Raw genomic sequence first — 23,889 nt, 5'->3', positions numbered from 1 at the left:
TGAACAACACAGGAGCAGAAGTGAAGCGCAGCAAGACTCTCCGCGCTGCGGACGCCAAGATCGACCGGGAGAAGCTGTACGCCCCGCTCGAGGCCGTCCGTCTCGCCAAGGAGATCTCCTCGGTCAAGTTCGACGCGACCCTCGAGGTTGCCTTCCGCCTGGGTGTCGACCCGCGCAAGGCCGACCAGATGGTCCGCGGCACCGTGAACCTCCCGCACGGCACCGGTAAGACCGCCCGGGTCCTGGTCTTCGCGACCGGTGACCGTGCTGCGGCCGCGGAAGCCGCCGGCGCCGACATCGTCGGCAGCGACGAGCTGATCGCCGAGATCGCCAAGGGCCAGCGTCTGAACGAGTTCGACGCGGTCGTCGCCACCCCGGACCTCATGGGCAAGGTCGGCCGCCTCGGCCGCGTGCTCGGTCCCCGTGGCCTCATGCCGAACCCGAAGACCGGCACCGTCACCATGGACGTCGCCAAGGCCGTCACCGAGATCAAGGGCGGCAAGATCGAGTTCCGTGTGGACAAGCACTCGAACCTGCACTTCATCATCGGCAAGGTCTCCTTCTCCGATGAGCAGCTGGTCGAGAACTACGCCGCGGCCCTGGACGAGATCCTTCGTCTGAAGCCGTCGGCGGCCAAGGGCCGTTACGTCAAGAAGGCCGCCCTGGCCTCCACGATGGGCCCGGGCATCCAGCTCGACCCGAACCGCACCCGGAACCTCCTCGAGGCCGAGGACCCGGCCGCGGTCTGAGTCCGACGACTCGCGAGTGGCTCGACGGGCCCCGCACCTTCCCTCACGGAAGGCGCGGGGCCCGTCCCCGTTTCCGGCCCACCACCCGGGACGGTCCCGGCCGAAAGCACGATTTCCGTGCCCGAAATACCCGCGCCTTCCGGCCCCACCCGTCCCTAAGGTTCACATCAGAACCACATGATCACGGGAGGGACCCCACCATGCGCGTGCAGCGCGTCCGCACCACTCGCCGAGCCCGTCTGACCACGGCCGCGGTCTCCGTGGCCCTGCTGGCCGGTCTGGCCACCGGGTGCGGGGACACCGACAAGAAGGACGCGAAGGCCGCCGCCCCGTCCGCCTCCGCCTCGCAGACCCCGGCCGCCGACAAGCCGGTCCAGGCGACCCCGGCCTCCTTCCTGGAGAAGGCCGGCAAGCGCGGGGAGCAGGTCAAGTCCTTCCGCATGCTGGGCAAGGGCACGGTCGCGGGCACCGCCTTCGAGCAGACCATCGACCTGCACACCGAGCCGATGGCGATGCACATGACCATGACGGGCGGCACCGAGGGCAAGGTCGAGATCGTCCTCGTCGACGAGGCCATGTACATGGGCGCGGACGGCCAGTACCTGAAGTTCGACATGAAGGCCATGAAGGACGACCCGAAGTTCCAGGACAAGCTGAAGGGCCTCGGCGCCAAGGCCGGCGCGGCGGAGACCCAGGGCACGGCCGGCCCGGGCGCCCAGGCCGGTCCGCTCGCGGGCGCCAAGGACCTCCGGATCGTCGGCGAGGAGACCGTGGACGGGGTGAAGACCACCCGGCTCAGCGGCAAGCTCAGCGAGAGCGACGTGCTGAAGGCCAAGGAGGGCGAGAGCGCCGCCGACAAGGCCAATCGGGACAAGCTGGCGGCCCAGATCAAGCAGTTCGGCCTGAGCGACCTCACGATGGACGTCTGGATCGGGGAGGACGGCATGACCCGGCAGGTCAAGATGGTCGGCCGGAGCGAGGAGGGCCCGGTCGACGTGACGATGAGGTTCACCGACATCGACAAGGCCCCGGCCGTCAAGGCACCGACCGGCGACAAGGTCCTCGACCTCGCCGCGATGATGAAGGAAGAGGGCGGCGGCGCCTGAGCCCCGCGCGGGCCCCGGCCGGTCGAGGAACCGGCCGGGAGCCTGCTCCGGTGGGGTGACGGGAGGCGATTTGGCGATCGGGGGACGGGTCGCGTACTCTCGTCGAGAAGCCAAAGACCGCAGGTCGTTGCCGTGTCCGTGAGGAAACGGTGGCCGAAGGATTCGCTCGATGCGAACGACCCGCGCAGGTGACACCGGAAAGAAGTTCCCGACTCCGGTCGGTGGAGCTGAAGCCCCGTGCGCCTGCGCTCGGGGCGTTTTGCTGTGTTGAGTTCCTTCCGCGCGGTCCTCATCACCCGGAAGGAGGCCGACGCTCATGGCAAGGCCCGACAAGGCTGCCTCGGTGGCCGAGCTTGAGGACCAGTTCCGCAGCTCGAACGCCGCTGTGCTGACCGAGTACCGGGGTCTCACCGTGGCGCAGCTCAAGACGCTGCGTCGTTCGCTCGGTGAGAACGCCCAGTACGCCGTGGTGAAGAACACGCTGACCAAGATTGCGGCCAACCAGGCCGGGATCACCGCACTGGACGAGCACTTCGCTGGTCCGACCGCGGTCGCCTTCGTCACCGGTGACCCGGTGGAGTCGGCGAAGGCCCTGCGTGACTTCGCCAAGGAGAACCCGAATCTCATCATCAAGGCGGGTGTCCTTGATGGCAAGGCGCTCTCCGCCGATGAGATCAAGAAGCTCGCGGACCTCGAGTCCCGCGAGGTTCTGCTCGCCAAGCTGGCGGGTGCCATGAAGGGCAAGCAGTCCCAGGCTGCGGCGCTCTTCCAGGCGCTCCCGTCGAAGCTCGTCCGCACCGTGGAGGCTCTCCGCGTCAAGCGCGACGAGCAGGGCGGTGCCGAGTAATTCGGCTCGCGCAATGATCCGCGCCGCCTAGTGCGCGGGTCACAGCGGGCCGTCACGCCCGCCTCTCTGTACATCCGGCACCTGCCGAATTAGTGGAAGGATCGCCCATCATGGCGAAGCTGTCTCAGGAAGACCTGCTCGCGCAGTTCGAGGAGCTCACCCTCATCGAGCTCGCCGAGTTCGTGAAGGCGTTCGAGGAGAAGTTCGACGTCACCGCCGCCGCCCCGGTCGCCGTCGCCGCCGCCGGTGTCCCCGGTGCCCCGGCCGAGGCCGCTGAGGAGAAGGACGAGTTCGACGTCATCCTCACCGGTGCCGGCGACAAGAAGATCCAGGTCATCAAGGTCGTGCGCGAGCTGACCTCCCTGGGTCTGAAGGAGGCCAAGGACCTCGTGGACGGCACCCCGAAGCCGGTCCTGGAGAAGGTCAACAAGGAGGCCGCTGACAAGGCCGCCGAGGCCCTCAAGGCCGCCGGTGCGGGCGTCGAGGTCAAGTAACACCTCCGAGGCCGCCTGACGGCCTCTGACGAAGGGCGATCACCCTCATGGGTGGTCGCCCTTCGGCGTACCCACAGTGCCTGGTGTGCCCTGTCCTCGTTGGGGAGTATGGTGATCTTCGATGCCTCCGGGCGGGGGTCCCGGGATGGGCCGCTCGGAGCAGGGCCCTTGACGAACGGCACGAGTCGCGCAATTCTCAGGACCGTCGCCAGTCGATCCGAATCCGAGGCATGGATCGGCTACGAAGAGGGCAGTACTGATATGCGCTCCGTGTGCGGGAGTGCCGCGGTCGAACAACAAGGGGAATGCCTGTTGCCGGACTCCGGGAACCTGGTCTGGACATCAGTGAGCCAAGTGGCTACACTGTCCCTTTGCGCTGCCTGTTAGCTGCCCCCTGCCCGTCGCCAGGGGTCTGTCCACGCTCGTCCACTTCCGATTGATCGCCCCTGATCTGGGGTTTTCCTTCAGTGGCCGACTGGGACCGGTACGCGCGTAGTGAGTCCGAGCCCTCGGAAGGACCCCCTCTTGGCCGCCTCGCGCAACGCCTCGACCAATACGAACAACGGTGCCGGCACTGCCCCGCTGCGCATCTCCTTTGCAAAGATCAAGGAACCCCTCGAGGTTCCCAACCTCCTGGCGCTGCAGACCGAGAGCTTTGACTGGCTGCTCGGCAACGCCGCCTGGAAGAGCCGCGTCGAGTCCGCTCTGGAGAGTGGCCAGGACGTCCCCACCAAGTCCGGTCTTGAAGAGATCTTCGAGGAGATCTCGCCGATCGAGGACTTCTCCGGGTCGATGTCGCTGACCTTCCGCGACCACCGGTTCGAGCCCGCGAAGAACTCCGTGGACGAGTGCAAGGAGCGCGACTTCACGTACGCGGCCCCGCTCTTCGTCACCGCCGAGTTCACCAACAACGAGACCGGCGAGATCAAGTCCCAGACGGTCTTCATGGGCGATTTCCCGCTCATGACGAACAAGGGCACCTTCGTCATCAACGGCACCGAGCGTGTCGTGGTGTCGCAGCTGGTCCGCTCGCCGGGCGTCTACTTCGACTCCTCCATCGACAAGACCTCCGACAAGGACGTCTTCTCCGCCAAGATCATCCCGTCCCGGGGTGCCTGGCTGGAGATGGAGGTCGACAAGCGCGACATGGTCGGTGTCCGCATCGACCGCAAGCGCAAGCAGTCCGTGACCGTCCTGCTCAAGGCCCTCGGCTGGACCACCGAGCAGATCCTGGACGAGTTCGGCCAGTACGAGTCCATGCGCGCCACCCTGGAGAAGGACCACACCCAGGGCCAGGACGACGCGCTCCTGGACATCTACCGCAAGCTGCGTCCGGGCGAACCGCCGACCCGCGAGGCCGCTCAGACGCTGCTCGAGAACCTCTACTTCAACCCGAAGCGCTACGACCTCGCCAAGGTCGGCCGCTACAAGGTGAACAAGAAGCTCGGCGCGGACGAGCCGCTGGACGCCGGCGTGCTCACCACCGACGACGTCATCGCCACCATCAAGTACCTGGTCAAGCTCCACGCGGGCGAGACCGAGACGGTCGGCGAGAACGGCACGCAGATCGTGGTCGAGGTCGACGACATCGACCACTTCGGCAACCGTCGTCTGCGCAACGTCGGCGAGCTCATCCAGAACCAGGTCCGCACGGGTCTGGCTCGTATGGAGCGCGTCGTGCGCGAGCGCATGACCACCCAGGACGTCGAGGCGATCACGCCGCAGACCCTGATCAACATCCGGCCGGTCGTCGCCTCCATCAAGGAGTTCTTCGGCACCAGCCAGCTGTCGCAGTTCATGGACCAGAACAACCCGCTGTCGGGTCTGACGCACAAGCGTCGTCTCTCGGCGCTGGGTCCCGGTGGCCTCTCGCGTGAGCGGGCCGGCTTCGAGGTCCGTGACGTGCACCCCTCGCACTACGGCCGCATGTGCCCGATCGAGACCCCCGAAGGCCCGAACATCGGTCTGATCGGCTCGCTCGCGTCCTACGGTCGCGTCAACGCGTTCGGTTTCGTCGAGACCCCCTACCGTCGCGTGATCGACGGCCAGGTCAGCGACGAGGTCGACTACCTGACCGCCGACGAGGAGGACCGGTTCGTCATCGCCCAGGCCAACGCGCGCCTGGACGAGGACCTCCGCTTCGCCGAGCCCCGCGTCCTCGTCCGTCGCCGCGGCGGCGAGGTCGACTACGTGCCCGGCACCGAAGTCGACTACATGGACGTCTCGCCGCGCCAGATGGTGTCCGTCGCCACCGCGATGATCCCCTTCCTGGAGCACGACGACGCCAACCGCGCCCTCATGGGCGCGAACATGATGCGCCAGGCCGTTCCGCTCATCAAGGCGGAGGCCCCGCTCGTCGGCACCGGCATGGAGTACCGCTGTGCGGTCGACGCCGGTGACTCGATCCGCGCGGAGAAGGACGGTGTGGTCCAGGAGGTCTCGGCCGACTACGTCACCGTCGCCAACGACGACGGCACGTACACCACGTACCGCGTCGCCAAGTTCTCCCGCTCGAACCAGGGCACCTCGGTCAACCAGAAGGTGATCGTCAACGAGGGCGACCGCATCGTCGAGTCGCAGGTCCTCGCCGACGGCCCGGCGACCGAAGAGGGCGAGATGGCCCTCGGCAAGAACCTCCTCGTGGCGTTCATGCCGTGGGAAGGCCACAACTACGAGGACGCGATCATCCTGTCGCAGCGCCTCGTGCAGGACGACGTCCTCTCCTCGATCCACATCGAGGAGCACGAGGTCGACGCCCGTGACACCAAGCTGGGCCCCGAGGAGATCACCCGGGACATCCCGAACGTCTCCGAGGAGGTCCTCGCCGACCTCGACGAGCGCGGCATCATCCGCATCGGCGCGGACGTCGTCGCCGGCGACATCCTGGTCGGCAAGGTCACGCCCAAGGGCGAGACCGAGCTCACCCCGGAGGAGCGCCTGCTCCGCGCGATCTTCGGCGAGAAGGCGCGCGAGGTCCGTGACACCTCCCTGAAGGTGCCCCACGGCGAGATCGGCAAGGTCATCGGCGTCCGCGTCTTCGACCGCGAGGAGGGGGACGAGCTTCCCCCGGGCGTGAACCAGCTGGTGCGCGTCTACGTGGCCCAGAAGCGCAAGATCACCGACGGTGACAAGCTCGCCGGCCGCCACGGCAACAAGGGTGTCATCTCCAAGATCCTTCCGATCGAGGACATGCCCTTCCTTGAGGACGGCACCCCGGTCGACATCATCCTCAACCCGCTCGGCGTCCCGTCCCGAATGAACCCGGGACAGGTGCTGGAGATCCACCTCGGCTGGCTCGCCAGCCGCGGCTGGGACGTCTCCGGTCTCGCCGACGAGTGGGCGCAGCGCCTCCAGGCGATCGGCGCGGACCAGGTCGCCCCCGGCACCAACGTCGCGACCCCGGTCTTCGACGGCGCCCGCGAGGACGAGCTGGCCGGTCTGCTCCAGCACACCATCCCGAACCGCGACGGCGAGCGCATGGTGCTCCCGTCCGGCAAGGCCCGCCTGTTCGACGGCCGCTCCGGCGAGCCGTTCCCGGACCCGGTCTCGGTCGGGTACATGTACATCCTCAAGCTCCACCACCTGGTCGACGACAAGCTTCACGCCCGTTCGACCGGTCCGTACTCGATGATCACGCAGCAGCCGCTGGGTGGTAAGGCGCAGTTCGGTGGCCAGCGCTTCGGCGAGATGGAGGTGTGGGCGCTGGAGGCTTACGGCGCCGCCTACGCCCTCCAGGAGCTGCTGACCATCAAGTCCGACGACGTCACCGGCCGCGTGAAGGTCTACGAGGCGATCGTCAAGGGCGAGAACATTCCCGAGCCGGGCATTCCCGAGTCCTTCAAGGTGCTCATCAAGGAAATGCAGTCGCTCTGCCTCAACGTGGAGGTGCTGTCCTCGGACGGCATGTCCATCGAGATGCGCGACACGGACGAGGACGTCTTCCGCGCGGCGGAGGAGCTCGGTATCGACCTGTCCCGGCGAGAGCCGAGCAGCGTCGAAGAGGTCTGAGTGGCCGGTGGGGGCTCTCGAAAGAGCCCCCGCCGCCCCTGGCCCCTCCCGCCGGCCGACCCCATCGGGTCCCGGCGGGATCTCCACAGACCACTGATCAGAGACACGACCCCGAAAGAGGGATTGACGCACAGTGCTCGACGTCAACTTCTTCGACGAGCTGCGGATCGGCCTTGCCACCGCGGACGACATCCGTACCTGGTCCCACGGCGAGGTCAAGAAGCCGGAGACCATCAACTACCGCACCCTGAAGCCCGAGAAGGACGGACTCTTCTGCGAGAAGATCTTCGGTCCGACCCGGGACTGGGAGTGCTACTGCGGCAAGTACAAGCGTGTCCGCTTCAAGGGCATCATCTGTGAGCGTTGTGGCGTAGAGGTCACGCGCGCCAAGGTGCGCCGTGAGCGGATGGGCCACATCGAGCTCGCCGCTCCCGTCACCCACATCTGGTACTTCAAGGGCGTCCCCTCGCGCCTGGGCTACCTGCTGGACCTCGCGCCGAAGGACCTCGAGAAGGTCATCTACTTCGCCGCGTACATGATCACGTTCGTGGACGACGAGCGCCGCACCCGCGACCTCCCGTCCCTGGAGGCGCACGTCTCCGTCGAGCGCCAGCAGATCGAGAACCGCCGCGACTCCGACCTCGAAGGCCGGGCCAAGAAGCTCGAGACCGACCTGGCCGAGCTCGAGGCCGAGGGCGCCAAGGCCGACGTGCGCCGCAAGGTGCGCGAAGGCGCCGAGCGCGAGATGAAGCAGCTCCGTGACCGCGCGCAGCGCGAGATCGACCGCCTCGACGAGGTGTGGGCCCGCTTCAAGAACCTCAAGGTCCAGGACCTCGAGGGCGACGAGCTGCTCTACCGCGAGCTGCGCGACCGCTTCGGCACCTACTTCGACGGTTCGATGGGCGCCGCCGCGCTGCAGAAGCGCCTGGAGTCCTTCGACCTCGAGGAAGAGGCCGAGCGCCTCCGCGAGATCATCCGCACCGGCAAGGGCCAGAAGAAGACCCGCGCGCTCAAGCGCCTCAAGGTCGTCTCCGCGTTCCTGCAGACCAGCAACAGCCCCAAGGGCATGGTGCTGGACTGCGTGCCGGTCATCCCGCCGGACCTGCGTCCGATGGTGCAGCTGGACGGTGGCCGCTTCGCGACCTCCGACCTGAACGACCTGTACCGCCGCGTGATCAACCGCAACAACCGTCTGAAGCGTCTGCTCGACCTCGGTGCCCCCGAGATCATCGTGAACAACGAGAAGCGGATGCTCCAGGAGGCGGTCGACGCCCTCTTCGACAACGGCCGTCGCGGTCGCCCGGTCACGGGCCCCGGCAACCGTCCGCTGAAGTCCCTGAGCGACATGCTCAAGGGCAAGCAGGGTCGTTTCCGTCAGAACCTGCTCGGCAAGCGAGTCGACTACTCGGCGCGTTCCGTCATCGTCGTCGGCCCGCAGCTCAAGCTGCACCAGTGCGGTCTGCCCAAGGCCATGGCGCTGGAGCTCTTCAAGCCGTTCGTGATGAAGCGCCTGGTCGACCTGAACCACGCGCAGAACATCAAGTCGGCCAAGCGCATGGTCGAGCGTGGCCGCACCGTCGTGTACGACGTCCTCGAAGAGGTCATCGCCGAACACCCGGTGCTGCTGAACCGTGCGCCCACGCTGCACCGCCTCGGCATCCAGGCATTCGAGCCGCAGCTGGTCGAGGGCAAGGCCATCCAGATCCACCCGCTCGTCTGCACCGCGTTCAACGCGGACTTCGACGGTGACCAGATGGCCGTCCACCTGCCGCTCTCCGCGGAGGCGCAGGCCGAGGCCCGCATCCTGATGCTGTCCTCGAACAACATCCTCAAGCCCGCCGACGGCCGTCCGGTGACGATGCCGACCCAGGACATGGTCCTCGGTCTGTTCTTCCTCACCACCGACGGCGAGCTCCGCGACGTCAAGGGCGAGGGCCGGTCCTTCGGCTCCACGGCCGAGGCGATCATGGCGTTCGACGGCGGCGAGCTGGCGCTCCAGTCCTCGGTCGACATCCGCTTCCCGGTGGGCACCATCCCGCCGCGCGGCTGGGTCGCGCCGGTGGCCGAGGAGGGCGAGCAGGAGTTCCAGCCGGGCGACAGCTTCCGTCTGCGGACCACCCTGGGTCGCGCGCTCTTCAACGAGCTGCTGCCCGAGGACTACCCGTTCGTCGACTACTCGGTGGGCAAGAAGCAGCTCTCCGAGATCGTCAACGACCTGGCGGAGCGCTACCCCAAGGTGATCGTGGCGGCGACGCTCGACAACCTGAAGGCGGCCGGCTTCCACTGGGCGACCCGTTCGGGCGTCACCGTGGCCATCTCCGACGTCGTCGTGCCCGAGGCCAAGAAGGCCATCGTCGCGGGCTACGAGGCGCAGGACGAGAAGGTCCAGAAGCAGTACGAGCGCGGCCTGATCACCAAGCAGGAGCGCACGCAGGAACTGATCACGATCTGGACCAAGGCGACCAACGAGGTCGCCGAGGCGATGAACGCGAACTTCCCCAAGACCAACCCCATCTTCATGATGGTCGACTCGGGCGCCCGAGGAAACATGATGCAGATGCGGCAGATCGCGGGTATGCGCGGTCTGGTGTCGAACGCGAAGAACGAGACCATCCCGCGTCCGATCAAGGCCTCGTTCCGTGAGGGCCTGTCGGTGCTGGAGTACTTCATCTCCACCCACGGTGCCCGTAAGGGTCTGGCCGACACCGCCCTGCGTACCGCCGACTCGGGTTACCTGACCCGTCGTCTGGTGGACGTCTCGCAGGACGTGATCATCCGCGAGGAGGACTGTGGCACCGAGCGCGGTCTGAAGCTGCGGATCGGTTCCAAGGACGAGACGGGTGTCCTGCGCAAGGCGGACGACGTCGAGACCTCCGTGTACGCCCGCATGCTGGCCGAGGACGTCGTCATCGACGGCAAGGTCATCGCGCCGGCCAACGTGGACCTCGGCGACGTGCTCATCGACGCGCTCATCGCGAACGGCGTCGAGGAGGTCAAGACCCGCTCGGTCCTGACCTGTGAGTCCGCGGTCGGCACCTGTGCCTTCTGCTACGGCCGCTCGCTGGCCACCGGCAAGCTGGTCGACATCGGCGAGGCGGTCGGCATCATCGCCGCCCAGTCCATCGGTGAGCCCGGCACCCAGCTGACGATGCGTACCTTCCACACCGGTGGTGTGGCCGGTGACGACATCACGCAGGGTCTGCCGCGTGTCGTCGAGCTCTTCGAGGCCCGTACCCCGAAGGGTGTCGCCCCGATCTCCGAGGCCTCCGGCCGCGTGCGGATCGAGGAGACCGAGAAGACCAAGAAGCTCGTCGTCACCCCGGACGACGGCACCGAGGAGACGGCGTTCCCGATCTCCAAGCGTGCCAAGGTCCTGGTGACCGAGGGCGACCACGTCGAGGTGGGCCAGAAGCTCACCGCGGGTGCCACCAACCCGCACGACGTGCTCCGCATCCTCGGCCAGCGCGCCGTGCAGGTCCACCTCGTGGGCGAAGTCCAGAAGGTGTACAACTCGCAGGGCGTGTCGATCCACGACAAGCACATCGAGATCATCATCCGGCAGATGCTCCGCCGCGTGACGATCATCGAGTCCGGCGACGCCGAGCTGCTTCCGGGCGAGCTCGTCGAGCGTTCGCGCTTCGAGACCGAGAACCGTCGTGTGGTCACCGAGGGCGGTCACCCCGCCTCCGGCCGTCCGCAGCTGATGGGTATCACCAAGGCATCGCTCGCGACCGAGTCCTGGCTGTCGGCGGCGTCCTTCCAGGAGACGACCCGGGTGCTCACCGACGCGGCGATCAACGCCAAGTCGGACTCCCTGATCGGCCTCAAGGAGAACGTCATCATCGGTAAGCTCATCCCGGCCGGTACGGGTCTGTCCCGCTACCGCAACATCCGGGTGGAGCCCACCGAGGAGGCCAAGGCCGCGATGTACTCGGCCGTCGGCTACGACGACATCGACTACTCGCCGTTCGGCTCCGGCTCCGGCCAGGCCGTCCCGCTGGAGGACTACGACTACGGCCCGTACAACGGCTGAGTCGCCTCCGGGGCGTGAGAGCGCCCGAGGAGTGTGAAGAAGCCCCCCGTCCCTTCCGTGAGGAAGGGGCGGGGGGCTTCGTCGTGCCGGGCTACTCGGCGGGTTTGTGGACGCGGTCGACGCCGTAGTACTCCGCGACGCACTGGGCGACCCAGTCCTTGGCCTCGTTCTTCGTGAAGTAGGGCTCGGCCAGGCCGCCGATGTACGAGGGCCGGTACTCCACGTCGCGCTCGCCGCGGGCCGCGAGGGCGCGGATCCGCTCGTCCTGCCGGTCCCAGGTCAGGGAGCGGGAGACGGTGGCGGTGGTGAGGTCCCGCACCGGCTGCACCAGGGCCGCGACCGAGAGCAGGGTCAGGGCGGTCACGAGGCCGCCGGCGAGGGCGAGCGGCAGGATCCGGGGCCGGACCCCGTCGACGGCGCGGGGGAGCCGGCGGGCGAGCAGCCGGCCGAGGAGCACCCCGTACAGGCACAGGGCCATCAGGAAGGGCACGAGGAAGTTGTTCCAGGTGCGGGCGAAGGTCCAGCCGTTGGGCCCGTAGCTGGAGTTGAGGGCCATGGCGACGACGAAGGAGCCCAGGGCCAGCACCGGGACGGGCAGCAGGATCACGAGCGCCCGCGGCCCGGTGCCCGGGCGGTCCGCGCCGGCTCCCGAATCGGCCTCGGCGGCGGCCTCGGCGCGGGGGAGGCGGGTGAGGGCCAGGCCGATCAGCAGGCCGACGGCGAGGGCTCCCAGGTAGGCCGGCTGCCCCCAGATCGTGCCCCAGATCCGCAGCCAGTCGTCCCAGGACTTGCCCAGGGCCTCGCCGGAGAACATGGAGTCGGCCGGCGGCTGCACCGAGCGGCGCCAGCGGGCGCCGGGGGAGGTGTAGAGCACGGCCAGCCCGATCAGGCTGGTGACGCACCACACGGCGGCCCAGGTGAACGGCCACCAGGTGCGGGCCAGGCCGACCCGGGGGAGGGCGAGCAGACCGGCGGTGCCCAGGATCAGCCCGCCGACGATGGTGAAGGGCTCGCTGAGGGTGCCGATGCCGAACGCGAGCAGCGCGGTGACGGCCAGGGCCGTCCGGCGGACCCCGGGACGGGGGCTGCGGGCGCCCCACACGCCCACCAGCACGGCCCAGACGCCGATGACGGCGGGGAGGGTGTGCGAGATGGTCGCGGGCGCCCACAGCAGCGCCTGGTACACGCGGGTGCCGGCGAAGCAGAACAGGGCCACGATCACGGCGGAGCCGGCGACGAGGACCGCGAGGGGGGCCCGGAGCCCCGTCGAACGGAGTCCGGCGCGGGCCAGCAGCACCAGTCCGGCGCCGAGCGAGAGGGCGATCACGGTGGGCAGCACCTTGGGGCCGGTGATCCCGTCCGCGTAGATGATCCCGCTCAGGAACGCGTTGGTGACCCGGCCGTTCTGGGTGGTGTAGAAATCGCCGACGATCCCGAGAACGCCCATGTCACGGGCCTTCCAGGCGGCGCACCAGTCGTCCGAGGTCGGGCGCACGTACAGGGCCAGGAAGCAGCCGACGGCCACCAGCGCCGCCGCCGCCACCGCGATCGCGGCCGCCGCGATCCGAAGCGGTCCGCGCAGCCGCGGGGGAAGGGTTTCGGGGGTCATGCGGGCCTTTCACGTGGGGGGACGGGGGCCGTCCGGCCGTGCGTAGTCTAGGACCGAGACCCCTTGACGAGGGGGTGGCTCGATGGGCCTCGGAAGGGGCCCGCGAGCATTTGTTTTGACCGGGATGGATGAGGTAGGTACGCTCAGACCTTGTGCCTGGGGTGTGCCTGGGTTCCCGTGCGTGTCCACTGCCGCACGCGAGTTCCGAAGGCCACAGCTCCCGAGCGTTTTTTCCGTCGCTGCGGAAGTCCGCCGGGCGCGACACACCCGACCGCGTGGGTCGGGCGAGTTCCAGGTTAGTTTTACAGACGGCACACAGAAACCGGAGAAGTAGTGCCTACGATCCAGCAGCTGGTCCGCAAGGGCCGGCAGGACAAGGTCGAGAAGACGAAGACGCCCGCGCTTGAGGCATCGCCCCAGCGCCGCGGCGTCTGCACGCGTGTGTTCACCACCACCCCGAAGAAGCCGAACTCGGCGCTGCGGAAGGTCGCGCGTGTTCGCCTGACCTCCGGCATCGAGGTCACCGCTTACATCCCGGGTGAGGGGCACAACCTGCAGGAGCACTCGATCGTGCTCGTGCGTGGTGGCCGTGTGAAGGACCTGCCGGGTGTTCGTTACAAGATCATCCGCGGTGCGCTTGACACGCAGGCTGTCAAGAACCGCAAGCAGGCCCGCAGCCGCTACGGCGCCAAGAAGGAGAAGTAAGAATGCCTCGTAAGGGCCCCGCCCCGAAGCGCCCGGTCATCATCGACCCGGTCTACGGTTCTCCTCTGGTGACCTCGCTCATCAACAAGCTCCTCCTGAACGGCAAGCGCTCCACCGCCGAGCGCATCGTCTACGGCGCCATGGAGGGCCTCCGCGAGAAGACCGGCAACGACCCGGTCATCACGCTGAAGCGCGCGCTGGAGAACGTCAAGCCGTCCCTCGAGGTCAAGTCCCGCCGTGTCGGTGGCGCGACCTACCAGGTCCCGATCGAGGTCAAGCCCGGTCGTCAGTCCACCCTCGCGCTGCGTTGGCTCGTCGGTTACTCCCGCGCCCGCCGCGAGAAGACCATGACCGAGCGCCTCATGAACGAGCTGCTGGACGCGTCGAACGGTCTTGGCGCCGCCGTCAAGAAGCGTGAGGACACGCACAAGATGGCCGAGTCCAACAAGGCCTTCGCCCACTACCGCTGGTAGTCGAACCCCCCTATCGAGACCGAGAGAAGATCGAGCCTCATGGCTACCACTTCGCTTGACCTGGCCAAGGTGCGCAACATCGGCATCATGGCCCACATCGACGCGGGCAAGACGACCACCACCGAGCGGATCCTGTTCTACACCGGCGTCTCGTACAAGATCGGTGAAGTCCACGACGGCGCTGCCACGATGGACTGGATGGAGCAGGAGCAGGAGCGCGGCATCACGATCACGTCCGCCGCGACGACCTGCCACTGGCCGCTCGAGGACGTCGACCACACCATCAACATCATCGACACCCCCGGGCACGTCGACTTCACCGTCGAGGTGGAGCGTTCGCTCCGCGTGCTCGACGGTGCCGTCACCGTGTTCGACGGTGTCGCGGGTGTGGAGCCGCAGTCCGAGACCGTGTGGCGTCAGGCCGACCGCTACGGCGTGCCGCGCATCTGCTTCGTCAACAAGCTCGACCGCACCGGCGCCGAGTTCCACCGTTGCGTCGAGATGATCGAGAACCGCCTCGGCGCGGTCCCGATCGTCATGCAGCTCCCCATCGGGGCCGAGGCGGACTTCCAGGGCGTTGTCGACCTGGTCCGCATGAAGGCCCTCGTGTGGTCCGCCGAGGCCGCCAAGGGTGAGATGTACGACGTCGTCGACATCCCCGCCACCCACACCGAGGCCGCCGAGGAATGGCGCGCCAAGCTCATCGAGACGGTGTCGGAGCACGACGAAGAGCTGATGGAGATGTTCCTCGAGGGCGAAGAGCCCACCGAGGAGCAGCTGATGGCCGCGATCCGTCGCATCACCATCACCACCGGCAAGTCCGAGGACACCACGGTCACCCCGGTGTTCTGTGGCACCGCGTTCAAGAACAAGGGCGTCCAGCCCCTGCTCGACGCGGTCGTGCGCTACCTCCCGTCCCCGCTTGACGTCGAGGCCATCGAGGGCCACGCCGTCAACAACCCGGACGAGGTCGTCAAGCGCAAGCCGTCGGACGAGGAGCCCCTCTCCGCGCTCGCGTTCAAGATCATGAGCGACCCGCACCTCGGCAAGCTCACCTTCGTCCGGGTTTACTCGGGCCGCCTGGACTCCGGCACCGCGGTGCTGAACTCCGTGAAGGGCAAGAAGGAGCGCATCGGCAAGATCTACCGCATGCACGCGAACAAGCGTGAGGAGATCGAGTCGGTGGGCGCCGGCGACATCATCGCCGTGATGGGTCTCAAGCAGACCACCACCGGTGAGACGCTGTGCGACGAGAAGCAGCCGGTCATCCTGGAGTCCATGGACTTCCCGGCCCCGGTCATCCAGGTCGCGATCGAGCCCAAGTCCAAGGGCGACCAGGAGAAGCTGGGTGTCGCCATCCAGCGTCTCGCGGAGGAGGACCCCTCCTTCCAGGTCCACTCGGACGAGGAGACCGGCCAGACCATCATCGGCGGCATGGGCGAGCTGCACCTCGAGGTGCTCGTCGACCGCATGCGCCGTGAGTTCAAGGTCGAGGCCAACGTCGGCAAGCCGCAGGTGGCCTACCGCGAGACGATCCGCAAGGCCGTCGAGCGCGTGGACTACACGCACAAGAAGCAGACCGGTGGCACGGGCCAGTTCGCCAAGGTCCAGATCGGCATCGAGCCGATCGAGGGCGGCGAGGCGGCCTACGAGTTCGTGAACAAGGTCACCGGTGGCCGCATCCCCCGTGAGTACATCCCCTCGGTGGACGCGGGCGCGCAGGAGGCCATGCAGTTCGGCATCCTCGCCGGCTACGAGATGACCGGTGTCCGTGTCATCCTTCACGACGGTGGCTACCACGAGGTCGACTCCTCGGAGCTCGCCTTCAAGATCGCCGGTTCGCAGGCCTTCAAGGAGGCCGCGCGCAAGGCTTCCCCCGTGCTCCTCGAGCCGATGATGGCCGTTGAGGTCACCACGCCCGAGGACTACATGGGCGAGGTCATCGGCGACATCAACTCCCGCCGTGGCCAGATTCAGGCCATGGAGGAGCGCATGGGCGCCCGGATCGTCAAGGGTCTGGTGCCGCTCTCGGAGATGTTCGGCTACGTCGGCGACCTCCGCAGCAAGACCTCGGGTCGCGCAAGCTACTCGATGCAGTTCGACTCCTACGCCGAGGTTCCCCGGAACGTCGCCGAGGAGATCATCGCGAAGGCCAAGGGCGAGTAACTCTCCCGAGTACACGCTTTAGGCTTGTCACCGGAGCCTCCGGGGCAGCAGGAGCCACCGCTCCGCGCTGCCCCGGGGGAACCGGCATCCCAGCAAAGATCACCTGGCGCCGATGAGTAAGGCGTACAGAACCACTCCAGGAGGACCACAGTGGCGAAGGCGAAGTTCGAGCGGACTAAGCCGCACGTCAACATCGGCACCATCGGTCACATCGACCACGGTAAGACGACCCTCACGGCCGCCATTACCAAGGTGCTGCACGACGCGTACCCGGACCTGAACGAGGCCTCGGCCTTCGACCAGATCGACAAGGCTCCCGAGGAGCGCCAGCGCGGTATCACGATCTCGATCGCGCACGTCGAGTACCAGACCGAGGCGCGTCACTACGCCCACGTCGACTGCCCCGGTCACGCGGACTACATCAAGAACATGATCACCGGTGCCGCGCAGATGGACGGCGCCATCCTCGTGGTCGCCGCCACCGACGGCCCGATGCCGCAGACCAAGGAGCACGTGCTCCTGGCCCGCCAGGTCGGCGTTCCGTACATCGTCGTCGCCCTGAACAAGGCCGACATGGTGGACGACGAGGAGATCCTGGAGCTCGTCGAGCTCGAGGTCCGTGAGCTCCTCTCCGAGTACGAGTTCCCGGGCGACGACCTTCCGGTCGTCCAGGTCTCCGCGCTCAAGGCCCTCGAGGGCGACAAGGAGTGGGGCGAGAAGCTGCTCGGCCTGATGGCCGCGGTGGACGAGTCCATCCCCACCCCCGAGCGTGACGTCGACAAGCCGTTCCTGATGCCCGTCGAGGACGTCTTCACGATCACCGGTCGTGGCACCGTCGTCACCGGTCGCATCGAGCGTGGTGTGCTGAAGGTCAACGAGACCGTTGACATCATCGGCATCAAGGAAGAGAAGACCACCACCACGGTCACCGGCATCGAGATGTTCCGCAAGCTGCTCGACGAGGGCCAGGCCGGCGAGAACGTCGGTCTGCTCCTCCGCGGCATCAAGCGCGAGGACGTCGAGCGCGGCCAGGTCATCATCAAGCCCGGTTCGGTCACCCCGCACACCGAGTTCGAGGCCCAGGCCTACATCCTGTCGAAGGACGAGGGTGGCCGTCACACCCCGTTCTTCAACAACTACCGCCCGCAGTTCTACTTCCGCACCACCGACGTGACCGGCGTCGTGACCCTCCCCGAGGGCACCGAGATGGTCATGCCGGGCGACAACACCGAGATGAACGTCAAGCTCATCCAGCCCGTCGCCATGGAAGAGGGCCTGAAGTTCGCCATCCGTGAGGGTGGCCGGACCGTGGGCGCCGGCCAGGTCACCAAGATCGTCAAGTAATCACCTGACGGTTTGACCTGGTAGCTCTCCAGAGCACCAAGAAGGGCCCCTGTCGACCGCGTGAGCGGCCGGCGGGGGCCCTTCGGCGTTCCCGGGCGTCGGCGGGCCGCGAGGTCCTCGTGGGGCAGCTCACATTCGCGACATCCGGCCTGTTCGGGGCGGGAGTTGGGGCCCCGGAATGGTTTGCCCACTGATCGTCGCGGGGTACGCTGTAAGGCCCGATTGGCGCAGTACGAGTCTCGTATGGCAGACTGGTCGGGTTGCTCGGTTGAGTGCCGATGCTGCGCGCCTCCCGCCGGGAGGACCGGAAGCGAGTCCCACAGTACTCGTCGTCTCATCTGTCTTTCGGGGCAGCGCTGAGGCGGACGTACGGGAATCTTCCGGGAAGCGTGGGCGGGGCTCTCACCAGGCACTCGGTGGGTGTTTCTCCCCCGGCCGCGGTCCGTGACGGATCGCACCCCCTCGAAGCAGGGAAATTCCGCATGGGATTTTTGCTTGGCGGGAGTGCGACACGCCCGACCGCGTGGGTCGGAGAGAAGCGGCCGAACAGGCAGCCGACCGAGTACCAGAGCGTTCCATTGAGACAAAGGACTACGAAGTAGCCATGGCGGGACAGAAGATCCGCATCCGGCTCAAGGCCTACGACCACGAGGTCATCGACTCCTCGGCGAAGAAGATCGTCGAGACGGTGACGCGCACTGGTGCGTCGGTCGCGGGCCCGGTGCCGCTGCCCACTGAGAAGAACGTGTACTGCGTCATCAAGTCGCCGCACAAGTACAAGGACTCGCGCGAGCACTTCGAGATGCGCACGCACAAGCGCCTGATCGACATCCTCGACCCGACGCCCAAGACCGTTGACTCGCTGATGCGCCTGGACCTTCCGGCCGGCGTTGACATCGAGATCAAGCTCTGAGAGGCACGGAGAAGATGGCTAAGCAGATCAAGGGCGTCCTGGGCGAGAAGCTCGGCATGACCCAGGTCTGGGACGAGAACAACCGTGTCGTCCCGGTCACCGTCGTCAAGGCCGGGCCCTGTGTTGTCACCCAGGTCCGTAGCAACGATGTCGACGGATACGAAGCGGTCCAGATCGCCTTCGGCGAGATCGACCCCCGCAAGGTGAACAAGCCCCTCAAGGGCCACTTCGCCAAGGCCGACGTGACCCCGCGTCGCCACCTGGTGGAACTGCGCACCTCCGACGCGTCCGAGTACACCCTCGGCCAGGAGCTCACCGCCGCTGTGTTCGAGTCCGGCGTCAAGGTTGACGTCACGGGCAAGAGCAAGGGCAAGGGCTTCGCCGGTGTCATGAAGCGCCACAACTTCCGTGGTCTCGGCGCCGGTCACGGTACGCAGCGCAAGCACCGCTCTCCCGGCTCCATCGGTGGCTGCGCCACCCCGGGCCGCGTGTTCAAGGGCCTCCGCATGGCCGGCCGCATGGGCAACGAGCGCGTCACCACCCAGAACCTGACCGTTCACGCCGTTGACGCGGAGAAGGGCCTGCTGCTCATCAAGGGCGCGGTTCCTGGTCCGAACGGCGGCCTCGTCCTGGTCCGCACCGCGGCCAAGGGGGCCTGAGGACTATGAGCACCATTGACATTCTGTCGCCCGCAGGCGACAAGACCGGGACCGTTGAGCTCCCGGCCGAGATCTTCGACGCCAAGGTCAGCGTTCCGCTGATCCACCAGGTCGTCGTCGCGCAGCTCGCGGCCGCCCGTCAGGGCACGCACAAGACGAAGACGCGTGGCGAGGTCCGTGGTGGCGGCAAGAAGCCCTACCGCCAGAAGGGCACCGGCCGCGCCCGTCAGGGTTCGACCCGCGCCCCGCAGTTCGCCGGCGGTGGCGTCGTGCACGGTCCCGTGCCGCGTGACTACTCGCAGCGGACCCCCAAGAAGATGAAGGCCGCCGCCCTCCGCGGTGCCCTCACCGACCGGGCCCGTCACTCCCGCATCCACGTCGTCTCCGGCGTGGTCGAGGGTGCCGCCTCCACGAAGGCCGCCAAGACGCTGTTCGGCAAGATCTCGGAGCGCAAGAACCTGCTCCTGGTCGTCGACCGCGCCGACGAGGCCGCGTGGCTGTCCGCCCGCAACCTGCCCCAGGTGCACATCCTGGACCCGGGCCAGCTGAACACGTACGACGTGCTCGTCTCCGACGACGTGGTCTTCACCCAGGCCGCTTTCGAGTCTTTCGTGTCTGGCCCCAAGGCCGCTGAGACCGAAGGGAACGAGGGCTGATGTCCGAGGCCACGATCACCAGCAAGACCTTCACGGACCCGCGCGACATTCTCGTCAAGCCGGTTGTCTCCGAGAAGAGCTACGCGCTGCTGGACGAGAACAAGTACACGTTCATCGTGCTTCCGACCGCGAACAAGACCCAGATCAAGCAGGCCGTCGAGGCTGTTTTCTCGGTCAAGGTCACGAACGTGAACACGATCAACCGCCAGGGCAAGCGCAAGCGCACCCGCACCGGTTTCGGTAAGCGCGCGGACACCAAGCGCGCCATCGTGACCCTTGCCGAGGGCGACCGTATCGACATCTTCGGCCAGGCCTCCTAACGGAGCGCCCTGGTCCGAATATCGGACGAGGACTGAGAAATGGGTATCCGCAAGTACAAGCCGACGACTCCGGGCCGTCGTGGCTCCAGCGTCGCCGACTTTGTCGAGATCACGCGGTCCACGCCGGAGAAGTCGCTGGTCCGCCCGCTGCACAGCAAGGGCGGCCGTAACAACGCCGGTCGTGTGACCGTTCGCCACCAGGGTGGCGGACACAAGCGCGCCTACCGTGTGATCGACTTCCGTCGTCACGACAAGGACGGCGTGCCGGCCAAGGTCGCGCACATCGAGTACGACCCCAACCGCACCGCGCGCATCGCGCTCCTGCACTACGCGGACGGCGAGAAGCGCTACATCATCGCGCCGAAGTCGCTCAAGCAGGGCGACCGCATCGAGAACGGCCCCACGGCCGACATCAAGCCGGGCAACAACCTGGCGCTGCGCAACATCCCGGTCGGTACCACGATCCACGCGATCGAGCTCCGTCCCGGTGGCGGCGCGAAGTTCGCCCGTTCGGCCGGTGCCTCCGTGCAGCTGCTGGCGAAGGAGGGCACCATGGCCCACCTCCGCATGCCGTCCGGTGAGATCCGTCTCGTCGACGCGCGCTGCCGCGCCACGGTCGGCGAGGTCGGCAACGCCGAGCAGTCGAACATCAACTGGGGCAAGGCCGGCCGCATGCGCTGGAAGGGCGTTCGCCCGACCGTCCGCGGTGTCGCGATGAACCCGGTTGACCACCCGCACGGTGGTGGTGAGGGCAAGACCTCCGGTGGTCGTCACCCGGTCTCCCCGTGGGGTCAGAAGGAGGGTCGTACTCGTTCGCCGAAGAAGGCTTCGAACAAGTACATCGTCCGCCGCCGCAAGACGAACAAGAAGCGCTAGGAGCGGGTTTAGATGCCGCGCAGTCTCAAGAAGGGGCCCTTCGTCGACGACCACCTCATCAAGAAGGTGGATGTCCAGAACGAAGCCGGCACCAAGAACGTCATCAAGACCTGGTCCCGTCGCTCGATGATCGTCCCGGCCATGCTCGGCCACACGATCGCGGTGCACAACGGCAAGACCCACGTCCCGGTGTTCGTCACCGAGTCCATGGTCGGCCACAAGCTCGGCGAGTTCTCGCCGACTCGCACCTTCCGCGGCCACGTCAAGGACGACCGCAAGTCGAAGCGCCGCTAACGGCGGGGTGCGAACGATCATGACTTACACCGAAGGGACAACCATGGAAGCCAGGGCTCAGGCGCGGTACATCCGTGTCACGCCCATGAAGGCCCGCCGTGTGGTGGACCTCATCCGTGGCATGGATGCCACGGAGGCCCAGGCGGTCCTGCGTTTCGCTCCGCAGGCCGCGACTGTGCCGGTGGGCAAGGTGCTTGACAGCGCCATCGCCAACGCCGCGCACAACTACAACCACACGGACGCCTCCTCGCTCTACATCAGCGAGGCGTTTGTTGACGAAGGCCCGACCCTGAAGCGGTTCCGTCCGCGTGCGCAGGGCCGTGCCTACCGGATCCGCAAGCGGACCTCCCACATCACCGTGGTCGTCAGCAGCAAGGAAGGAACCCGGTAATGGGCCAGAAGGTAAACCCGCACGGGTTCCGGCTCGGCATCACCACCGACTTCAAGTCGCGCTGGTACGCCGACAAGCTGTACAAGGACTACGTCAAGGAAGACGTCGCCATCCGTCGGATGATGACGTCCGGCATGGAGCGCGCCGGCATCTCGAAGGTTGAGATCGAGCGCACCCGTGACCGCGTCCGCGTGGACATCCACACCGCTCGTCCGGGCATCGTCATCGGCCGCCGCGGCGCCGAGGCCGACCGCATCCGCGGCGACCTGGAGAAGCTGACCGGCAAGCAGGTCCAGCTGAACATCCTCGAGGTCAAGAACCCCGAGGTCGACGCTCAGCTGGTGGCCCAGGCCGTCGCCGAGCAGCTCTCCTCCCGCGTCTCCTTCCGTCGGGCCATGCGCAAGAGCATGCAGTCCGCCATGAAGGCCGGCGCCAAGGGCATCAAGATCCAGTGTGGTGGCCGTCTCGGCGGCGCCGAGATGTCCCGCTCGGAGTTCTACCGCGAGGGTCGTGTGCCGCTGCACACGCTGCGCGCGAACGTCGAGTACGGCTTCTTCGAGGCCAAGACCACCTTCGGCCGCATCGGCGTGAAGGTCTGGATCTACAAGGGCGACGTCAAGAACATCGCCGAGGTTCGCGCCGAGAACGCCGCGGCCCGTGCGGGCAACCGCCCGGCCCGTGGTGGCGCCGACCGTCCCGCCGGCCGTGGTGGCCGCGGTGGCGAGCGTGGCGGCCGTGGTGGCCGCAAGCCGCAGCAGGCCGGCGCGACCGAGGCCCCCAAGGCCGAGGCCGCTGCCGCCGCTCCGGCCGAGAGCACCGGAACGGAGGCCTGACCGACATGCTGATCCCTCGCAGGGTCAAGCACCGCAAGCAGCACCACCCCAAGCGTCGCGGTATGGCCAAGGGTGGCACTGAGGTGTCGTTCGGTGAGTACGGCATCCAGGCTCTGACGCCGGCGTACGTCACCAACCGTCAGATCGAGGCCGCTCGTATCGCGATGACCCGCCACATCAAGCGTGGCGGCAAGGTCTGGATCAACATCTACCCGGACCGTCCCCTCACCAAGAAGCCTGCCGAGACCCGCATGGGTTCCGGTAAGGGTTCGCCGGAGTGGTGGATCGCGAACGTGCACCCGGGCCGGGTCATGTTCGAGCTGTCCTACCCCAACGAGAAGATTGCGCGTGAGGCTCTCACTCGTGCGGCTCACAAGCTGCCGATGAAGTGCCGGATCGTCAAGCGCGAGGCAGGTGAGTCGTGATGGCGGCCGGTATCAAGGCGACCGAGCTGCGCGAGCTCGGTAACGAGGAGCTCGTTGCCAAGCTGCGTTCGGCCAAGGAAGAACTGTTCAACCTCCGCTTCCAGGCGGCGACCGGGCAGCTCGAGAACAACGGCCGACTCAAGTCTGTCCGCAAGGACATCGCCCGGATCTACACCCTGATGCGTGAGCGCGAGCTCGGCATCGAGACGGTGGAGAACGTCTGATGAGCGAGAGCAACGTGACCGAGAAGACCCAGCGCGGCTTCCGCAAGACCCGTGAGGGTCTCGTCGTCAGCGACAAGATGGACAAGACCGTCGTCGTCGCCGTCGAGGAGCGGGACAAGCACCCCCTGTACGGCAAGGTCATCCGCCGTACGACCAAGCTCAAGGCGCACGACGAGCAGAACGCCGCCGGCATCGGCGACCGCGTCCTCCTGATGGAGACCCGGCCGCTGTCCGCCAGCAAGCGTTGGCGCATCGTCGAGATCCTCGAGAAGGCCAAGTAATCACGTCCGAGGGGCTTCCCCTTCGGATTCGTTCCGCCAGGCTCGGTCGGGCCGCCGCCCCCTTTGAGGGGGCGGCCCCGGCCGGGAACCGGCAGACAAACAGGAGATAGACGTGATCCAGCAGGAGTCGCGACTTCGCGTCGCCGACAACACTGGTGCCAAGGAGATCCTTTGCATCCGTGTTCTCGGTGGCTCGGGTCGCCGCTACGCGGGCATCGGTGACGTCATCGTCGCCACCGTCAAGGACGCGATCCCCGGTGGCAACGTGAAGAAGGGTGACGTCGTCAAGGCGGTCATCGTTCGCACCGTCAAGGAGCGCCGCCGCCAGGACGGCTCGTACATCCGCTTCGACGAGAACGCCGCCGTCATTCTGAAGAACGACGGCGACCCTCGCGGCACCCGCATCTTCGGGCCGGTCGGCCGTGAGCTGCGCGAGAAGAAGTTCATGAAGATCATCTCGCTCGCGCCGGAGGTGCTGTAAGC

The 23,889-nt window shown here is 67.1% G+C and carries 23 protein-coding genes; 22 read left to right on the top strand and 1 reads right to left on the bottom strand.

Features of this window, described 5'->3' with window-relative positions; translation table 11 throughout:
- Positions 1–20: 20 nt before the first annotated feature.
- The 6 genes from rplA to ACN20G_RS09405 all read left to right on the top strand — a co-directional run bounded on the left by rplA (position 21) and on the right by ACN20G_RS09405 (position 11,237).
- Positions 21–749, top strand: a complete 729-nt coding sequence (gene rplA, locus ACN20G_RS09430) for a 50S ribosomal protein L1 (protein WP_424212287.1) — start codon at positions 21–23, stop codon at positions 747–749.
- Between the two features lie 200 nt (positions 750–949).
- On the top strand, positions 950–1,855 hold the full coding sequence (locus tag ACN20G_RS09425; RefSeq protein ID WP_424212286.1) for an LppX_LprAFG lipoprotein: 906 nt from the start codon (positions 950–952) through the stop codon (positions 1,853–1,855).
- A 316-nt stretch (positions 1,856–2,171) separates the two neighbouring features.
- Positions 2,172–2,702, top strand: a complete 531-nt coding sequence (gene rplJ, locus ACN20G_RS09420; RefSeq protein WP_424212285.1) for a 50S ribosomal protein L10 — start codon at positions 2,172–2,174, stop codon at positions 2,700–2,702.
- A gap of 110 nt (positions 2,703–2,812) precedes the next feature.
- On the top strand, positions 2,813–3,196 hold the full coding sequence (gene rplL / locus ACN20G_RS09415; RefSeq protein WP_424212284.1) for a 50S ribosomal protein L7/L12: 384 nt from the start codon (positions 2,813–2,815) through the stop codon (positions 3,194–3,196).
- A 525-nt stretch (positions 3,197–3,721) separates the two neighbouring features.
- A complete protein-coding gene (gene rpoB / locus ACN20G_RS09410; protein ID WP_424212283.1) occupies positions 3,722–7,204 on the top strand; it encodes a DNA-directed RNA polymerase subunit beta in 3,483 nt (1,160 codons plus the stop codon).
- A 133-nt stretch (positions 7,205–7,337) separates the two neighbouring features.
- Positions 7,338–11,237, top strand: a complete 3,900-nt coding sequence (locus tag ACN20G_RS09405) for a DNA-directed RNA polymerase subunit beta' (protein WP_424212282.1) — start codon at positions 7,338–7,340, stop codon at positions 11,235–11,237.
- Between the two features lie 91 nt (positions 11,238–11,328).
- Here ACN20G_RS09405 and ACN20G_RS09400 read toward each other — a convergent pair whose 3' ends face one another.
- Positions 11,329–12,846 carry a DUF6056 family protein gene (locus ACN20G_RS09400; RefSeq protein ID WP_424212281.1) on the bottom strand — a complete coding sequence of 506 codons (1,518 nt, stop codon included), beginning with the start codon at positions 12,844–12,846 and terminating at the stop codon, positions 11,329–11,331.
- Positions 12,847–13,179: 333 nt separating this feature from the next.
- Between ACN20G_RS09400 and rpsL the strand changes: the two genes are divergently transcribed.
- The 16 genes from rpsL (at position 13,180) to rplN (ending at position 23,887) form a co-directional block, all read left to right on the top strand.
- Complete coding sequence (gene rpsL / locus ACN20G_RS09395; protein ID WP_007265893.1) at positions 13,180–13,551, top strand: 30S ribosomal protein S12; 372 nt, start codon at positions 13,180–13,182, stop codon at positions 13,549–13,551.
- A gap of 2 nt (positions 13,552–13,553) precedes the next feature.
- On the top strand, positions 13,554–14,024 hold the full coding sequence (gene rpsG, locus ACN20G_RS09390; protein WP_424212280.1) for a 30S ribosomal protein S7: 471 nt from the start codon (positions 13,554–13,556) through the stop codon (positions 14,022–14,024).
- Positions 14,025–14,063: 39 nt separating this feature from the next.
- On the top strand, positions 14,064–16,190 hold the full coding sequence (gene fusA, locus ACN20G_RS09385) for an elongation factor G (RefSeq protein WP_424212279.1): 2,127 nt from the start codon (positions 14,064–14,066) through the stop codon (positions 16,188–16,190).
- 150 nt (positions 16,191–16,340) lie between these two features.
- Positions 16,341–17,534, top strand: coding sequence for an elongation factor Tu (gene tuf, locus ACN20G_RS09380; protein ID WP_424212278.1), 1,194 nt, complete (start codon positions 16,341–16,343; stop codon positions 17,532–17,534).
- Between the two features lie 604 nt (positions 17,535–18,138).
- On the top strand, positions 18,139–18,447 hold the full coding sequence (gene rpsJ / locus ACN20G_RS09375) for a 30S ribosomal protein S10 (protein ID WP_003948644.1): 309 nt from the start codon (positions 18,139–18,141) through the stop codon (positions 18,445–18,447).
- A gap of 14 nt (positions 18,448–18,461) precedes the next feature.
- Positions 18,462–19,106: a 50S ribosomal protein L3 gene (rplC, locus tag ACN20G_RS09370; protein WP_424212277.1), complete on the top strand. Its 645-nt coding sequence runs from the start codon at positions 18,462–18,464 to the stop codon at positions 19,104–19,106.
- Between the two features lie 5 nt (positions 19,107–19,111).
- Positions 19,112–19,762, top strand: a complete 651-nt coding sequence (gene rplD / locus ACN20G_RS09365) for a 50S ribosomal protein L4 (RefSeq protein ID WP_424212276.1) — start codon at positions 19,112–19,114, stop codon at positions 19,760–19,762.
- Positions 19,762–20,082 (top strand): 50S ribosomal protein L23, encoded by a 321-nt coding sequence (gene rplW, locus ACN20G_RS09360; protein ID WP_424212275.1) that lies wholly within the window; start codon positions 19,762–19,764, stop codon positions 20,080–20,082. The genes rplD and rplW overlap by 1 nt, the downstream gene beginning before the upstream one ends.
- 39 nt (positions 20,083–20,121) lie before the next feature.
- Positions 20,122–20,958 (top strand): 50S ribosomal protein L2, encoded by an 837-nt coding sequence (gene rplB / locus ACN20G_RS09355; protein ID WP_424212274.1) that lies wholly within the window; start codon positions 20,122–20,124, stop codon positions 20,956–20,958.
- 12 nt (positions 20,959–20,970) lie between these two features.
- A complete protein-coding gene (rpsS, locus tag ACN20G_RS09350) occupies positions 20,971–21,252 on the top strand; it encodes a 30S ribosomal protein S19 (protein ID WP_003956461.1) in 282 nt (93 codons plus the stop codon).
- A 43-nt stretch (positions 21,253–21,295) separates the two neighbouring features.
- Positions 21,296–21,643 (top strand): 50S ribosomal protein L22, encoded by a 348-nt coding sequence (gene rplV / locus ACN20G_RS09345; RefSeq protein ID WP_125642225.1) that lies wholly within the window; start codon positions 21,296–21,298, stop codon positions 21,641–21,643.
- Positions 21,643–22,476, top strand: coding sequence for a 30S ribosomal protein S3 (rpsC, locus tag ACN20G_RS09340; RefSeq protein WP_424212273.1), 834 nt, complete (start codon positions 21,643–21,645; stop codon positions 22,474–22,476). Before rplV ends, rpsC begins: the two co-directional genes overlap by 1 nt.
- 5 nt (positions 22,477–22,481) lie before the next feature.
- Entirely contained in the window at positions 22,482–22,901 is a 420-nt protein-coding gene (gene rplP, locus ACN20G_RS09335) for a 50S ribosomal protein L16 (RefSeq protein WP_030653642.1), read from the top strand.
- Complete coding sequence (rpmC, locus tag ACN20G_RS09330; RefSeq protein ID WP_424212272.1) at positions 22,901–23,125, top strand: 50S ribosomal protein L29; 225 nt, start codon at positions 22,901–22,903, stop codon at positions 23,123–23,125. Before rplP ends, rpmC begins: the two co-directional genes overlap by 1 nt.
- A complete protein-coding gene (gene rpsQ, locus ACN20G_RS09325; protein WP_424212271.1) occupies positions 23,125–23,406 on the top strand; it encodes a 30S ribosomal protein S17 in 282 nt (93 codons plus the stop codon). Before rpmC ends, rpsQ begins: the two co-directional genes overlap by 1 nt.
- 112 nt (positions 23,407–23,518) lie before the next feature.
- The gene (gene rplN, locus ACN20G_RS09320; protein ID WP_003956455.1) at positions 23,519–23,887 is read left to right on the top strand and encodes a 50S ribosomal protein L14; all 369 of its coding nucleotides are present in this window, start codon (positions 23,519–23,521) and stop codon (positions 23,885–23,887) included.
- Positions 23,888–23,889: the final 2 nt, after the last annotated feature.

The sequence above is a fragment of the Streptomyces dryopteridis genome (genome assembly GCF_049606955.1).
Lineage (GTDB): Bacteria > Actinomycetota > Actinomycetes > Streptomycetales > Streptomycetaceae > Streptomyces.
Note: the sequence above shows the minus strand (reverse complement) of the source record. Positions and strands in the feature narration are given on the sequence as shown.